This is a genomic window from Chryseobacterium sediminis (genome assembly GCF_008386505.1).
GTDB lineage: Bacteria > Bacteroidota > Bacteroidia > Flavobacteriales > Weeksellaceae > Chryseobacterium > Chryseobacterium sediminis.
The window spans coordinates 1,966,554-1,981,713 of record NZ_VUNZ01000001.1 but is presented as its reverse complement, the minus strand read 5'-3'; the positions used below and the strand labels follow the sequence as shown (position 1 = coordinate 1,981,713).

Here is a 15,160-nt window from a genome sequence, read left to right as displayed (position 1 = left end):
CTGTAGTTTTATTTAGCAGAAATCTCATCAATGAAAATATAAGCATCTCCTCCTGCTCCCTGATGCCACTCCGGAAGTTTTCCGAAATAGTAAGCTTTTACTTTGATGTATCGTGCTTCAGTAGGAAGAATTTCCGTAGAAAAATCTTTGATCTGTACCTTTTCATCCTTTGGATCAATATCATTGTCAATAGTTTTTAGAAGGATAAAATCTTTCCCGTTCATGGAAGCGTAATATTCTACTTTTTTAGGCATAAGAATCCATGCTCTGCTGTCCTGAAGATAAGTGGACGATAATGATTTGATCTGCTGAGGAGATTTGAAATCAATAATTGCTTCAAAATTCTGCCCTTGGTAACCATGCCATTCACCTTTTCTCCAGTTGACATCACCTCTTATTCCGTCGATAAGAGCCAGTTTTCCGGTAGCGCTGTATTGAGGAGTAACTTTAGACAGGATATTAATATCCCAATAATTAGGTCTTCTGTTGAAGCTGGCTGTGGTTACAGAACTTTTTTCTCCGTTTCTTTCAGCATAAGCCATTACCTGGGTTGTTTTTGTGATAGAGAATGGTCCTTTGTAGGTAGAGAAAGTTTTTCTTTTATTACTGTCACTTTCATCCATGGTCATATAATATACCTTGTCATTTGGATGTAAGGGGGTGATCTCAACTTTGGTAGAAAAATCAAAGATTCTGTCAGCAGCGATTACGGGTGAAGCCGTTTGTTCCATATATTTAAAATCCTTAACAGGTTTTACATTTTCAAAACCAAGTTTTTTAAGCTCTGCTCTGCCGGTGTTTTTAGTAATTATTTTTGTGGTACCATCTTCCAGATGAAGTTTGATTTCATCAAAATAAGCCGTTGTCGTTTCCCATTCCGGTAATCCTGGGGTAACAGAGTAAATTCCCATGGAACTTAGAATATACCACGCACTCATTTGGCCGCAATCTTCATTTCCGATCAGTCCGTCAGGCGTATTTTTATAGAAATTATCAAGGATGTATTTTATTTTGGCATCTGTTTTTTCAGGCTTGTCTACAAAATTGTACAGGTAAGCAATATGGTGGCTTGGTTCATTTCCCTGAGCATATTGTCCCATCAATCCTGTGATGTCTACCTGTTCTCTTCCTGTTGTTTTATCCGGTGCGGTAAAGATGGCATCAATGAATTGTTCAAATTTTTCTTTTCCGCCATGGGCAGCAATCAGTCCCGGAATATCCTGTTGTACAGAATAAGAATAATGCCATGAGTTTCCTTCGGTATAATTGTTATTCACCTCTCTTGGATCAAATGGTTCATACCAGTTTCCATTCTTTCTTGGCTGCATAAAACCGGTTTTAGGATTGTAAAGATTTTTCCAGTTTTGAGAACGCTTCATGAAATACTGATAATCTTCTTTTTTGCCTAAAATTTTTGCCATTTGAGCAATACACCAGTCGTCATAAGCATATTCTACAGTTTTGGAAACACTTTCATGCTCATCATCGATACTGATATAATTATTCTGCTTGTAAGCATTCAATCCGAAAATATCCTGTATTGCTGAACCTTTGGCTGCCTGAAAAGCCTTTTCGTAATCAAATCCCTGAATTCCCTTGGCCATAGCATCCGCGATCACAGAAACGGAGTGATAACCAATCATGCATTCTGTTTCATTAGAAGCCAGTTCCCATACCGGAAGTTTTCCGCCCTGTTCATATTGTTTGATAAAAGTGTTGATAAAATCTGCAGTCCTTTTTCTGTCAATTAAAGTCATTAACGGATGAGCGCCTCTGAAGGTATCCCAAAGTGAAAATACGGTGTAATAATCAAAGCCGTTTGCATTATATAGCTTGTTGTCTCTGCCTCTGTATTTCCCGTCAACATCCATATTGATATTTGGCTGGGTAAAAACATGATAGAGAGCAGTGTAAAAAACAGCTAGTTTGTTTTTATCATCAGATTTCACTTCAATTTTTGAAAGCTCTTTGTCCCAGTCAGATTGTGCCTGTTTCCTTACAGCATCAAAATCTTTAGACTGTCCTTCTGCGAGCATATTTTTGCCAGCTCCTTCATATCCCGTGGGAGAAACAGAGACTTTTACGTTTATTTTTTCTCCTTTTTTAACATTGGCTGAAAATGCCAGGGCAAGTTTTGTTCCGGTAAACAGATTGTTTTCATCTTTTCCGTTAACCTCTTTTTTTGAAATTTTCATAGGTCTTGAAAACTCAATTCTGGCATAGATATATTGGTTGGTGGCCCAGGCTTCACTTCTTCTGAAAACTTCAATGGTTTTATCATCAATCACTTTTACTTCCCCTTCCAGAAGTTTATCCCTGTGATTGAGGTCTAAAATGATATTGGCATTACCCGCATTGTTGAAGGTATATTCATGATAACCGACTCTTTTGGTAGTCGTAAGACGAACATTAATATTGTTTTTGTCTAATTTAACAGCATAATATCCAGCCGCTGCCTTTTCATTTTTATGCGAAAACTTTGAAGAATAATCTTTACTGTTCAGACTTGGATTTCCCATCGTAGGCATCAGCATAATGTCTCCATAATCTGAAACTCCTGTTCCGTTCAGGTGGGTATGGGAAAAACCATAGATTACAGAATCTGAATAATGATATCCGCTGCACCCGTCCCAGCTCCCGTCAATTCTGGTATCCGGAGAAAGCTGTACCATCCCAAATGGAACAATTGCTCCGGGAAAAGTGTGGCCATGGCCTCCGGTTCCTATAAAAGGATTCACATATTGGGAGTAATTCTGTGCAGAAATGATCTGAGTAATAAATAAAGAAAATGCTATAAGCCCTTTTTTCATGTTCTGATTTTATAAAGACGAAGATATTGAAAAACAGCAAAACAGAAGTAATAAAACTAGGGGGTAGCTTGTCTTATTAAAAACGATATAATTCATGAAGAAGATATTTTTTGCTATAATCATGCTGTTGCCGGCGGTTACATTTGCCCAGACAATAAAAGGGAAAATCTTTCAAACCGGAAATGCGGTTCCTTATGTTGAGGTGATTGCCATAAAAGATCAGAAAAAACAGACAGCCATCTCAGACGAAAAAGGAAACTATTCACTCAAACTTTCAGAAAACGGGATCTATACTATTAAGCTTATTCAGGACGGTGTAGAAATAGCCAATAATGAACTGATGGTAAATGGTGAGGTGAAACATGATTTTTTTGTTGAAAAAAGGAAAGAAAAACAGATCGAAGGGGTTACAATTACCGCCAGAAAGAAACTGATTGAGAGAAAAGCGGACAGATTAGTTTTCAATGTTTCCAATTCGGTGGCCTCACAGGGAATGGATGGCGCAGATGCTCTGGCGACAACACCATTGGTAAAAGTAGATGACAATACAGGGGTCTCAATTGTTGGGAAAAGTGGGGTAGCAGTAATGATTAATGACAGGATTCTGAATTTGTCTGATGCTGAACTTGTCACTTACCTGAAAAGTCTCCGGTCTGAAAACATTGAAAAAATAGAAGTTATTACAGCACCTCCTGCAAAATATGAAGCACAGGGAAACAGCGGACTGATCAATATTGTTTTAAAGAAAAATCAGAATCTCGGATGGAGCGGAAGTTTGACTTCCAGTCTTCAGCAGCAGACCTACACCGGAAATTCAAACAGTGTAACATTGAATTATCAGAATGAAAAACTGCGTACTTCATTGAAATTAAGACAAAATAAAAATGAAAAACACTCTTACGAAAACTATTGGATAGAAGGAGCAGATGGTCTTAAAAGTAATGATAACAGAAGGGATTTTGGAGATGGACTTGGAGCGAATTTAAGCCTGGATTATCAGCTGGGGAAGAAGTCTGATATCGGATTTATTTATGATTTTGGATTCGGGCATTCTAATATGGATATCACCAATACTTCAAAGTATTTCCAGAATGGTAATTATACCAATACACTGCTTACTGATGCCGAACACAGAGCTACGGGCAGACAACATACTGCCAGTGCTTACTATGATCTGAAATTCGGGAAACAGGATAATAAACTGAGCATTACAGGAAATTATTTTTCCAATACGCCGGAAACGATGATTGATTTTACAACCACAAAAAGTTCTGGTGACCGATTTGTCGTAAAATCGCCTTCAATGGTGAATTATAAAATCTATTCCGGACAGGCAGATCTTACACTTCCTTATTCGTTTGCAAAGACTGAAACAGGAGTGAAATTCACCAATTTTGATAATAATTCCAGCATATTTTATCAGAACTTAACCAATGGTCAATATATCACAGATCCTCTGAAAAGCAATGAGTTTGAGTATAATGAAAAAAACTATGCCGCTTATATCAGCTTTGAAAAATCCTTCAATGAAAAATGGTCGGCAAAAGCAGGCTTACGTTATGAATATTCTGTAGTTAATGGAAATTCTTTAACTTCCGGACAGCAGACAGAAAATTCTTACGGAAAATTTTTCCCTACAGCCTATATCAGCTATAAAAGCAATGAAAATCATACTTTTAATCTGAATTACTCCAAAAGAATCAACAGACCGGGATTTCGGGCAATCAATCCGTACAGATGGTATACCAATATCAACTCTTATTTTACCGGAAATCCTTTCCTGAAACCTTCTATCAATCATAATTTTGAACTTTCTTATGTTTATAAAGGAAAATTATCAGCATCTGCTTATTTTCAGAGAACACTGGAGGCATTTGGGCAGCTGGCCAATCTGAAAGGTGAAAACCGGGTGAGTACCTTTGAAAACTTTTACAATCAGAATAGTATGGGAGTTTCACTCAATTACTCAGATACTTTTTTCAAAAAATGGGAGGCAAATTATTCTGCCAATTATTCTTATATGAAAACAGATGTTTTTGCAACAGATGCCCTTTCCAGAAAAGGGAACAGCTATGATTTCGATTTTCAGAATAATATATCGCTCAATCAAAGCAAAACAATACAGTTTATCCTGAACTATTGGTTTCGTCTGCCTTCTAATTCCGGAAATTCATACATGAAATTCGCTGGCAATTTTACATCGGGTCTGAAACTGAACCTTATGGAAAAGAGTCTCCAGCTGAATGTTTTTGTTTCCGATATTCTCAAACAAGGTAAAAGTTTAGGTGAAATATATTACACCACAGGAACTCATTCGTACAATAATTATTACGATGCCAGAAGGCTTACAGTATCTGCAACGTATACTTTTGGAAATAAAAAAGTAAAAGGTATGGACCGCAATGTGAGGTTTGATGAAAAAAACAGAGCCAACTGATAACCTATATTTAAATTATTTTTTTTTGATGTCATTCTGAATGAAACGGAGTGAAATGAAGAATCTCTTTTTGTGTATTATCATTCTTCCTTATTAGAAATCTAAAATTCGACATTATCAATGACAATACAGTAAATTTCTACACTTCTCCCTCAAAGAAATCATTAAGATACCTCTCCTTGTCATTTTCTTCCCGTCCGGAGCCCAGAAACTTTTTCCAGGATTGGGATTCATGATATACAATGCCCATTTCCCAAACACAGTAAGTCGGGAGGTGGGTTTTATTTCTGTTCCATATCTCAAAGTTGCCAGAACCGTCATAATAAACACTTTCCCATAATTCATTTTCACTTCGCCACGTACATACCAAAAGAAGGTAATTTTCTCCGCAGCGATGCATAATGATAAATCCCAAATCATCAATATTTTGGAAATCCTCTTCAGCATATTCAACACATAACCGTGCATTATGGATGTCCTGCGGGGAGATTTCTTCCGGATCATTGGCCAGATCGTACCATTTGAATTTCGTTTTTCCAACGGTGAAAATTCCTTTTGGAAGTGCATATTTAGAAGGATAAGTATTGGTTTTCATAATAATTGTTTACAGTGATAATGGTGTTGATAAATCTAATTATTTTATTTTAAATACCTATTCATAAATGTTTTTATTAACAGATAAAATACCACAAAAGTGTTATATGAATCAAATTCTAAATTTCATACATTTGATAGTAAACTAATAATTTCCAGTTCGGAGTGCTTATAAACTTTTTAAGCATAAGAATACGGAAAAACGAAGACCAACTCAATACATAATATGATGGAAGATCTATTTTTTTACCTTCTGCTGCTTGCTGCGCTTACGTTTCTGATATTTTACTTTAAAGATAGCTTTTACGCTTCTAAAAAAGTGAAAATATTTAAAGATATTGCTGAGAAATATCCCTATTACTTTATTCCTCAAAAACCTGTCAAATGGTTTGATTTTACCGGATTGATGAATAGTTTCAGGATGGTTTCTCTTTCTGCGGACATCCTTTCTATCATTGATAAAAGAGAAATGCAGACTGCTTTGGGAAAAGATACAGGAAGAGAGCTGATAGAAAATACCGGTAATGAATCGGAAGATGAATTCTGGTTTGATTTTATTGCAGATACAGGTGATGGTTTTGATGCTACTACCACTGTTTTTTACCATTTGACAAGAGGCAGCTATACCTATTCTTTTAAAAATGAATTCAACAGAGATGTTGAGGATGAGCCTGAAATCAAACTGAAAAGAGGATCTGTTTTGGTGGTGGGAGGAGATCTGGTATATCCTGTGGGTTCTGAAACCAATTACAGAGACCGCTTCAAAGGACCTTTAAGACTTGTTGCTCCTGATACAAAAGAGGCAGGACCGATACTCATTGCCACGCCAGGAAATCATGATTGGTATGACGGGTTAAGTGCTTTTTTCAGGCTGATGTGCCAGAGAAGTAAAATCAGTGATTACAGAACTGTACAGAACAGAAGCTATTTTGCCTATTCATTAAGGGAAAATGTTCACTTAATGGGAATTGATAATCAATTGCTCGGTGATATTGATATTCCTCAGATGACTTTTTTTACTGAATATGTCGAAAAAATATCAAAAGGAAATGATACCAACCATGTTATATTGCTCATTGCAGAACCTTACTGGTACAATTATCAGATAAAAGACAGACACAAAAGAAGACAGCGTATGGATAGTCTGGAATATATCATCAGAACAATGAAAGAAGCGGTCAGAAAACTGGAGGCAAGTAATATAAAATCAGAAATTATTTTTGATGTGGTGCTTACAGGTGATATTCATCATTACTCACATTATAAATTGGATGAAAATGAGAAAGGTTATGATAAAGAGATCAAACATTATATTACCTCAGGAGGTGGTGGCGCTTTTGGGCATATTACCGATTTTTTAAAGGATACCATTACTCTTCCTATTTTACAAAATACAACGACTACAGAACTGACCTATACACTGGATGGCAGATATCCGTCTAAAGAAAAATCCGGTAAAAAAACATTCTGGAATCTTATCTTTTTTATCATCAATTATGAATTTACCGTATTGCTGTTTTTTCTTTCATTAATCGTTACCTATACCCATTGTTACTCAGATTCTATATTGAAAGGTTTGATTTTATTTTTAATTCCTGCGATATTTCATTTTACCATCACCAAAGTCACCAATACAGAATGTTCCGGGAAGGAAAAATGGACAAGCAAAATTTTACGGGGACTTTTGTTTGTATTATCGTTTGCTGTTCAATGGTTTGTATTCATGAAGCTTCCCACTTATGGATATACTTTTTTAAAGGACAGCCATTTGTCTTTTATTCATATTAATGAAATAAAAAGTTTCTTTAAAATTCCGGCAGGCTGTGATTATTTTGTTTCTCAGCTGATTATTTCCGCTCTTTTGCAATCCATACTTTTCGGATGGTATATCCTTTTCGGCTATCACTTTTTTAAATTGTATGTAACCGAAATCTCATCCGGCAAAATCAATACAGGAAATAAAAACTTTCTGAAGTTTAAAATAACAGATAAAGAAATTGTCATCTATGTAGTTGCCATTAAAAAAACATACCGATGGATGAATATATTAAAAAATAAAGACGCTTCTCAACTACAAAAAGAGTTGCTTACCGAAGATCCAAAGAAGTTTATCAAAGATAATTTTAAACTGGATCCGGATAAAAATGTGAAAATTATTGATAAAATAACCATTTCATTATAACCTCAAAACAAACTATAACCTCAAAAAACAATTGTCATGGAAACTCATTCTCAAAAAACAGCTCCAGATGATAACAATGGAGTTTTGATTTCTTATTATCAATTACGAATGTTTATCGGATTATTAGGATTTCTCCTTTCATTTCTTCTTTTTATGACCACCTATTTCCTGAATGATGAACATCCGCTCAAAGTAAGTATAAGCCATTATTACTACAGTTTCGGGCATGTAATCTTTGTAGGAACATTATGTATTCTGGGTGGATTATTTGCTACCTACAGGGGAAAAGATAAATATGAAAATATGCTTTCAAATTTTGCCGGAATAATGGCGGTATTGGTCGCTGTATTTCCAACAAAATTTAACGGGTATGGAGGAAATATTTACATTAATATAGATAAGGCAAATTATCAGGACTGGTTCAGCTGGGTGCATTATATCAGTGCCGGACTGCTTTTCGTATCTTTTGCTGTTTTTTGTCTCTATTTTTTTCAAAAAAGTGATAAAGAACAGGATGGCGAACCTATTTCCCAAGAAGAAGCACTTAAGAAAAGCCGTAGAAACCTGTATTATAAATTTTGTGGTTGGGGAATACTCATCAGCCTCGCCTGCATTGGGCTTATTGCACTTCTAGGGGATGATTCAGCTTCCGCGAACCAATTTTTAACATATTCTACCCTCATTTTTGAGACCACATCCTTGTTTTTCTTCTCCACCTCATGGCTGTTAAAATCCAGTGAATTCTGGAATAAAAATATTCCGTTAGTAACCTATTTCAGATAATAATTGCCAATATATAAAGGGCTGAAGGTCTGTGTTTACAAAAGAATTTATCTATGATTGTGTTTACTTATTCTAAATAGGTGAAAAATGCGTAAATTTGTAAACAATTTATATTTATATGTTGACGAAAGAAAAGGTTCAGGATTTCCTTAAAGAAATAGAAGTAGACGATTTGGTGAATAATCTTCAGATTATGGGTAATGATGTTTATATTGACATGACTGCTCATTCGCCTGCAATGCACGAAAAGAAAAAACTGGAGGCTGCAATGAAACAGGCTTTTGCCAGTGAGTTTGGAGAAGAGGTTCATTTAAAACTTAAAATCGTTTCTCCGGAGCCTAGTGAAATTCAGCAAAGTCAGATCAAAGGAAAACAAATTCCGGGAATTCAAAATATTATCGCTATTGCTTCCGGTAAAGGAGGGGTAGGGAAATCTACAGTTTCTGCAAATATGGCAGTAACGTTGGCAAAAATGGGCTTTAAAGTAGGATTGTTAGATGCTGATATCTATGGTCCTTCAGTTCCTACCATGTTTGATACAGAAGGTCAAAAGCCGATTTCTGTAGAAGTGAATGGTAAGAACCTGATGAAACCTATCGAAAATTATGGAGTTAAAATGCTTTCAATAGGATATTTCTCAGGAGCTAATCAGGCGGTAGTGTGGAGAGGGCCTATGGCTTCAAAAGCATTAAACCAGATGATCAGAGATGCTGCATGGGGAGAACTGGATTTCTTATTAATAGACCTTCCTCCGGGAACAGGTGACATTCACTTGTCAATCATTCAGGAAGTACCGGTGACAGGTGCGGTGATCGTAAGTACACCTCAGCATGTTGCTTTGGCAGACGTGAGAAAAGGAATTGCGATGTTCCAGATGGAGAGTATCAATATTCCGGTGCTTGGATTAATCGAAAATATGGCGTATTTTACACCGGAAGAGCTTCCTGAGAATAAATATTATATCTTTGGAAACCAGGGAGCGCAATATTTAGCAGAAGACCTTGGAATTCCTGTATTGGGAGAAATTCCATTGATCCAAAGTATCAGAGAGGCAGGAGATGTAGGAAGACCGGCTGCGCTTCAGGAAGGATCTAAAATTGCAGATATCTATACTGAAACTGCCAGAAAAATGGTAGAAAGCTTAGTGGAAAGAAACAAAAGTCTTCCTCCTACTGAAGCAGTGAAGATTTCAACAATGGCAGGATGCTCACCAAAAGCAAAATAATAATACCTTTCAATACACTTGAAAGAACCAAATTGAACTGAAAAATATGGAAACAAACATAACGCACGAAGATACAGTAACAAGAGTAATGGAAGCTCTGGAAAGCATCAGACCGTTTTTGAATAAAGACGGTGGTGATATTGAGCTTATTGATGTGAAAGATAATCAGGTGTTTGTGAAACTTTTGGGTAACTGTTCCGGATGTTCGTTGAATTTCTCAACCCTGAAATTAGGTGTTGAAAATACCATCAAACAACATGCGCCAGAAATCGAAAAGGTAATCAACGTAGAGTAAAATTATATCTGAGATATTTTTAAAAGACAGACTTTTTAAAGTCTGTCTTTTTTTGTTCAAAGAAATGATAATAAAACCCCCGCAGATTTTAAACCTGCGAGGGCTCTGATTATTAAAAACAATAATCAGGAAAATATAACTATGAATGCTGTGCTAAAAATCTCTTATAATTCTCTTCATTTTCAAAATAAGCCACCTCACCTTCATCACTGATCAGGACAATATAGGCATCAGCCTTATCTATGGTTTTTCCACTGAACGGATCAGTAGCTTCTCTTGCCGTTTTATCCTTTGGAATACGTTCTACACACATCTCGCAGCAGTCATAATACATTTTACCGTCATGAGGAACTTCAATTTGTTTTTTACCCATATATGCGTTATTGACCATACATACCGTTTCATTGGGAACTCTGTCACCTTTTGCAAACTTTCCGGAAAGTTCAGGTTTCATTTGCTGTGTCATTGTAGGTTGTTCTGTATTAATTTTCTTAGATTTTTCCTGAGTGCATGCAGACAAGGCAACAGCACTGAAAATAATAATGAATGTGTTTCTGATTACTATTGTCATTGTTGATATTATTTAATTAAACTTCCTTCTAAAATCTCTTCATTTCCCTTCTTAATAATAGCGTCACCTTCTGACAGCTCACCGAAGACTTCAATAGTGTCATTCAGTATTCTTCCTTTTTTTACCGGGACAAACCTGGCTTTCCCATTTTCTTTTTTAATGATATAAATACCCATATTGCTTTCCACCAAAGCAGATCGAGGAATAAAAAACGTGGCCTCATTGTTCTGTAAAGGAATCGTGGATTCTGCAATCATAAAAGGTTTTAATTCTTTGGAATGATTAATAAAATCGGCTTCTATTTTTTCCGAACGCAGTTTTAGGTCTAAGGAACCGGATTTTCTGGATATTCTTGCTTTAAAACTCTTTTCAGGAATAGCATTAATCCTGAATGAAACAGTATCTCCTACACTGAGATAAGGAACATTGGCTTCAGGAACAGATAAACTAAGCCGAAGCTTTGAAGTATTCTGAATTACCAAAAGCGGAGTTCCGCCCATAGGTCCTACATAAGCACCGAGATCTACATTTCTTTCCGTAATGACCCCACTGAAAGGGGCACGGATAACCAGATAGCGGGTTATATCCAGCAATTCGTGGTATGCCGACTTTGCTGCATTGAGCTGTGCCTGATCAGATAATTTTCTTGCTGTAATCTGATCCAGAGCATCTTTTGCAATAGCTCCTCTCGTTTCGTTTGCTCTGTATATTCTTTCATAGCTCGATTTTGTTGAAGTGTATATTGCTTCCTGTGCCTGCCATTTAGCTTTTGCGCTGGCAGCCTGCGATTGTATTTCAGGAGCTTCAAGAATCATAAGAACCTGCCCGGCACTCACATAAGAACCAATATCAACATTGATTTTCTTGACATAACTCTGCACCTTGGCAAATAATGCTGTCTCCTGATCCGGAACGAGTTCACCAGGAAGTTTCAGATCAACTTTAGGATTGCTTTTTTTAATGATTACTGTTTCCATATTGTTCATCATCATAGGTTTAGATTCCTGTTTGGGAGCTTCTTTTTCCTGATTACAGGAAACCTGGATAACGAGAAAACTTAAGATGGCGGCTGTATATAAAATATTTTTCATTGAATGTAAAAATTATGGGTTGGTATTTGAATAATGAATGCTTTCCTCATCTTCAGGGTCTAATGAAGGAGAAATAATGCTGGTCTTGTCTTGCATCCATCCAAAAACAAGCGGAAGGATAACCAGTACGGAAAACGTAGAGAAAATAAGTCCTCCGATAACTGCCCGGCCGAGTGGTGATACCTGATCTCCACCTTCGCCAAAACCTATAGCCATAGGAAGCATTCCGGCAGCCATAGCCAGCGTAGTCATAATGATAGGCCGAATACGTAGTTTTGCTGCTTCAATAGCTGCATCGGGAGCATTGCCAGTTGATTTTCTGATGGTCTCTGCATTGCTGATCAATAAGACAGCGTTGGCAATAGACACTCCGACAGACATAATAAGTCCCATATAGGATTGAAGGTTTAAAGTTGAGCCCGTAATCTTCAATAAGGCCAAAGAGCCTACAATTACAAACGGAACGGTAGTAAGAATAACCATAGATACCCGGAAAGACTGGAAAGTTGCCGCAAGCATCAGAAAAATAACTGCAGCAGCAATAAGCAATCCCGAAGAAAGACTGTTCATCGTTTCTTCCAATACCGGTGACATTCCGGAAACTTCAATATTGACTCCTTTTGGAAGTTCACCTAATGATTCAATAGCTTTTTTTATGTCTTTAGAAGCCTGCTCCAGATCAGTTTTGTGAATATTAGCTGTAACGGTAGTATATCCCATAGTTCCCAGGTTATAGCTTTCACCCAATTCTTTTGAAGGAGTGATAGTAGCTACATCTCCCAGAACAGGTCTGTCAGAATTTTTAGATAATGGAAGGTTGGCAAGTTCCTCTTTGCTGTTCAGAATATTTTGAGGAGTTTGAACCTGTACATCATAAGCGATTCCCATCATTCCTCCTACCCAGAAATTTTTATTGGTATATCGGGTAGAAGCAGTAGCTGTTACCAACGATTTTGCAATATCCTGAGCATCCAGCCCCAATTGGGCCGCACGTGTTCTGTCTATATTGATCTGCAGGGCAGGATAGTTCATAGACTGAGGAATCTGCTGGTCACGCATATATTCAATTTCTTTCAGCTTGGTTAAAAGCTTTTCTGCATACATACGGTTCATTTTTTTCATCATACCCGAAACCCTTATTTCTACTGGGGTATTGGTGCCCTGACTCAAAATTTTCTCTGTCAGTTCAATAGGTTCAAAAGAGATTTGGAGATCCGGCATCTTCTCTTTATAATACTTACGGAGTTCATCTTTAAGTTCATCAGAATTACCACCGAATTTTTTTAATGCAACCTGCATCAAAGCCTCATGTGGCCCCGCATTGTACAGATAGATAGGGCTCACTGCAAAGGTGGAGGGATGTTGTCCGATAAAAACTGAGGAAATAGCGATATTGTCTTTTCCAACCTTTTCTTTTAAATGTTCCAGAAACTTTTTGACTTTTATTTCTGTAACTTCAATACGGGTTCCTTCCGCAGCTTTTATACGAACCTGAAACTGTCGTGAATTAACAGTGGGCAGTACATCTTTTCCTGTAATCTGATATAATCCTGCTCCAATACATAAAACGGATGCAAGACTTAGACTTACCATCATCTTTTTACGTTTCATCAATAAAGATAAAAATCCGGTGAAGCGGTCACGGAATTTGGTAAACCAGTTAGGTTTATGGTTTTCACAGGTTTTAGGATCATGTTTCATCATCCAGTTGGCCATTACCGGAACAAAAGTCTGTGACAGAACAAAAGAAACAATCATAGAAAAACCAATTGCCATAGCCAGGGGCATAAATAATGACCCTGGAATACCACTCATCATAAAGGCTGGCGCGAATACTGCCAGGATACAAAGCATAATCAGTAATTTAGGAAATGCAATCTCCTGGCAGGCATCCCATATTGCTTTTGCACGAGTTTTACCCATGGCAAAATGCTGATGGATATTTTCAATAGTCACCGTACTTTCATCTACCAGAATTCCAATTGCCAGCGCAAGTCCTGATAAAGACATGATATTAATAGACTGGCCGAATAATTTCAGGAATAATACCCCGGAAATAATAGAAATAGGAATGGTCATGATGACAATAAGAGCAGCTCTGCGGTCATTGAGGAACAACATCACCATAAGACCAGTGAGTAAAGCTCCAAGAATTCCTTCAACAGCAAGACTTTTTAAAGCATTTGAAATATAAACAGACTGATCAAATTCATAGGAAATCTGTACATCATCCGGCATATTTCTTTGAATTTTAGGTAAGGATTTTTTTAGTTTATTAACGACTTCCAGGGTAGATGCATTGCTGGCCTTGGCGATATTGATGTAAACAGAGCGCTTGCCATCTATCAGTGCATATCCGGTGGCAATATCTGCTCCGTCTTTTACCGTTGCTACATCCCGGATATATACATTGTCTGCCGTTCCCTTGAAAAGAGGAATATCTCCAAGTTCCTCCACCTTTTTTACTGTATTATTGGTGGGTGTAAGATAATTGGTTTCACCAATGTACACATTTCCTGATGGAGATGTAATATTGTTACGGCTTATGGCTTCCACCACCTGCTCCGGAGACATATTATGACTACGGAGTTTTACAGGATCTACATTTATTTCTATAGTACGCGGGCTTCCTCCAAACGGTGGAGCAGTTGTAAGTCCCGGAATAGCGATCAAAAATGGACGGGCATTGAAATTAGCAATATCCTGAAGCTCGTTATTGGTTTTTGTATTGCTGCGGAAAACCAATTGTCCTACAGGCTGGGAAGAAGAATCAAACCGGATAATAAACGGAGGCGGTGCTCCGGGAGGTAAAAATACCTGTGACCGGGTGGAAAGAGCATTAATCTGTGCAATAGCTTCTCCCATGTTGGTTCCTTCGTAGAAATTGACTTTCATCAAGGTAAGCCCTTGAGTGTTTTTAGATTCAATACTTTTGATTCCGTTGGTAAACAAAAGCATATTCACATACATTTTAGTAAAATATCCTTCCATCTGCTGTGGTGTATACCCATTGAAAGAATGGGCAACATAGACTACAGGAAGATTCATTTCCGGAAGAATATCTACTTTGACGTCTTTCGCTGCTTTGATTCCAAAAAACAGCAGACCCAATACCAATACCATTACAGATATCGGTCTGCGTAATGCAAACTTTATAAGATTCATGTTTAAA

Annotated in this window: 10 protein-coding genes; 5 read left to right on the top strand and 5 right to left on the bottom strand. The window is 37.1% G+C overall.

Features of this window, described 5'->3' with window-relative positions:
• Positions 1-8: 8 nt before the first annotated feature.
• A complete protein-coding gene (locus tag FW780_RS08990) occupies positions 9-2,810 on the bottom strand; it encodes a GH92 family glycosyl hydrolase (protein WP_149833276.1) in 2,802 nt (933 codons plus the stop codon).
• 94 nt (positions 2,811-2,904) lie between these two features.
• Between FW780_RS08990 and FW780_RS08985 the strand changes: the two genes are divergently transcribed.
• Positions 2,905-5,247 carry a TonB-dependent receptor domain-containing protein gene (locus FW780_RS08985; protein WP_149833275.1) on the top strand — a complete coding sequence of 781 codons (2,343 nt, stop codon included), beginning with the start codon at positions 2,905-2,907 and terminating at the stop codon, positions 5,245-5,247.
• A 139-nt stretch (positions 5,248-5,386) separates the two neighbouring features.
• Here the strand turns inward: FW780_RS08985 and FW780_RS08980 are convergent, their stop codons facing one another.
• Entirely contained in the window at positions 5,387-5,842 is a 456-nt protein-coding gene (locus FW780_RS08980) for a hypothetical protein (protein ID WP_149833274.1), read from the bottom strand.
• Between the two features lie 225 nt (positions 5,843-6,067).
• Between FW780_RS08980 and FW780_RS08975 the strand changes: the two genes are divergently transcribed.
• The 4 genes from FW780_RS08975 (at position 6,068) to FW780_RS08960 (ending at position 10,326) form a co-directional block, all read left to right on the top strand.
• The gene (locus FW780_RS08975) at positions 6,068-8,023 is read left to right on the top strand and encodes a metallophosphoesterase family protein (protein ID WP_149833273.1); all 1,956 of its coding nucleotides are present in this window, start codon (positions 6,068-6,070) and stop codon (positions 8,021-8,023) included.
• Positions 8,024-8,059: 36 nt separating this feature from the next.
• Positions 8,060-8,806 (top strand): hypothetical protein, encoded by a 747-nt coding sequence (locus FW780_RS08970; RefSeq protein WP_149833272.1) that lies wholly within the window; start codon positions 8,060-8,062, stop codon positions 8,804-8,806.
• Between the two features lie 118 nt (positions 8,807-8,924).
• A complete protein-coding gene (locus FW780_RS08965; RefSeq protein WP_149833271.1) occupies positions 8,925-10,031 on the top strand; it encodes an Mrp/NBP35 family ATP-binding protein in 1,107 nt (368 codons plus the stop codon).
• Positions 10,032-10,077: 46 nt separating this feature from the next.
• Entirely contained in the window at positions 10,078-10,326 is a 249-nt protein-coding gene (locus FW780_RS08960; protein ID WP_002977212.1) for a NifU family protein, read from the top strand.
• Between the two features lie 139 nt (positions 10,327-10,465).
• Here the strand turns inward: FW780_RS08960 and FW780_RS08955 are convergent, their stop codons facing one another.
• From FW780_RS08955 to FW780_RS08945, 3 genes are read right to left on the bottom strand one after another with little or no spacing between them, the layout of a single operon-like run.
• Positions 10,466-10,897, bottom strand: coding sequence for a hypothetical protein (locus FW780_RS08955; protein WP_149833270.1), 432 nt, complete (start codon positions 10,895-10,897; stop codon positions 10,466-10,468).
• Between the two features lie 8 nt (positions 10,898-10,905).
• The gene (locus FW780_RS08950; protein ID WP_149833269.1) at positions 10,906-11,988 is read right to left on the bottom strand and encodes an efflux RND transporter periplasmic adaptor subunit; all 1,083 of its coding nucleotides are present in this window, start codon (positions 11,986-11,988) and stop codon (positions 10,906-10,908) included.
• Positions 11,989-12,000: 12 nt separating this feature from the next.
• Entirely contained in the window at positions 12,001-15,153 is a 3,153-nt protein-coding gene (locus tag FW780_RS08945) for an efflux RND transporter permease subunit (RefSeq protein WP_149833268.1), read from the bottom strand.
• Positions 15,154-15,160 lie beyond the last annotated feature (7 nt).

Coding starts and splice junctions, on each gene's coding strand:
- FW780_RS08990 (WP_149833276.1), bottom strand. CDS start 2,810: ATGAAAAAAGGGCTTATAGCATTTTCTTTATTTATTACTCAGATCATT.
- FW780_RS08985 (WP_149833275.1), top strand. CDS start 2,905: ATGAAGAAGATATTTTTTGCTATAATCATGCTGTTGCCGGCGGTTACA.
- FW780_RS08980 (WP_149833274.1), bottom strand. CDS start 5,842: ATGAAAACCAATACTTATCCTTCTAAATATGCACTTCCAAAAGGAATT.
- FW780_RS08975 (WP_149833273.1), top strand. CDS start 6,068: ATGATGGAAGATCTATTTTTTTACCTTCTGCTGCTTGCTGCGCTTACG.
- FW780_RS08970 (WP_149833272.1), top strand. CDS start 8,060: ATGGAAACTCATTCTCAAAAAACAGCTCCAGATGATAACAATGGAGTT.
- FW780_RS08965 (WP_149833271.1), top strand. CDS start 8,925: ATGTTGACGAAAGAAAAGGTTCAGGATTTCCTTAAAGAAATAGAAGTA.
- FW780_RS08960 (WP_002977212.1), top strand. CDS start 10,078: ATGGAAACAAACATAACGCACGAAGATACAGTAACAAGAGTAATGGAA.
- FW780_RS08955 (WP_149833270.1), bottom strand. CDS start 10,897: ATGACAATAGTAATCAGAAACACATTCATTATTATTTTCAGTGCTGTT.
- FW780_RS08950 (WP_149833269.1), bottom strand. CDS start 11,988: ATGAAAAATATTTTATATACAGCCGCCATCTTAAGTTTTCTCGTTATC.
- FW780_RS08945 (WP_149833268.1), bottom strand. CDS start 15,153: ATGAATCTTATAAAGTTTGCATTACGCAGACCGATATCTGTAATGGTA.